The sequence below is a fragment of the Oleiphilus sp. HI0117 genome (genome assembly GCF_001635235.1).
Map to the genome: position 1 here is coordinate 1 of NZ_LWGA01001299.1, position 700 is coordinate 700.

General features: G+C 43.9%; 2 protein-coding genes. Both read right to left on the bottom strand.

Going from position 1 to position 700, the window contains the following annotated elements:
• Nucleotides 1–419 (bottom strand): protein-glutamate O-methyltransferase CheR (locus tag A3757_RS22590; RefSeq protein WP_304439213.1); only part of this gene is annotated, 419 nt, incomplete at its 3' end.
• 9 nt (nt 420–428) lie between these two features.
• The coding region (locus tag A3757_RS22595; protein WP_197470233.1) for a chemotaxis protein CheW at nt 429–700 on the bottom strand (272 nt) is incomplete at its 5' end.

The following is a 700-nucleotide window of genomic DNA, read 5'->3' on the forward strand; positions in this document are numbered from 1 at the left end:
CCACTTAAATCAAAGTTATCCCGAATGGTCATTGCAATGCTATAAGGTTCCTCACCAGAAGAGCAGCCTGCAGACCAAACTCTAATTCGCCTTGAAGCAGCGTTGCTATTCTTTAGCTCCTTACAGAGCTTATCTCCAAGAAACTCGAAATGATGGTTCTCTCTAAAGAAGGATGTGAGATTCGTCGTAATCGCATTAATAAAACGACTAACTTCTTCGCTGTTTTCATTACGAATCAAAGACAGATATTCACTTACTGAGCCCAAACGAACATCTCTGAGCCTACGCGCCAGGCGGCCATAAACCATATCTTTCTTATGGGGCCCCAGCACTATGCCAGTATACTTATAGGCCAACTCGCTGATTTCCTGGAAATCAGCATCGGACATCGCAAACTCTCGTGATCGATCAGAATCCACTTAAGAACCTTAACTCGCTAGTAATTGTCGTCCGGCAACCTGATCTGGATCAGCGATCAATTGCTCGCTAAGCTCCAAAATAATCACCATTTTTTCTTCGGTACTTCCCAAACCTTTAACATATTGCGCCTGACTCGTTTGGGAAAGCTCGGGAGAAGGCTGAATTTGAGAATGAGAAAAGTTATACACATCCGACACTGCATCAACCACGATTCCGATAACCTTGGCGTTAGACTCGGTTTCTACCGAAACGATTATCACAACCGTTTCATCGGTATAAG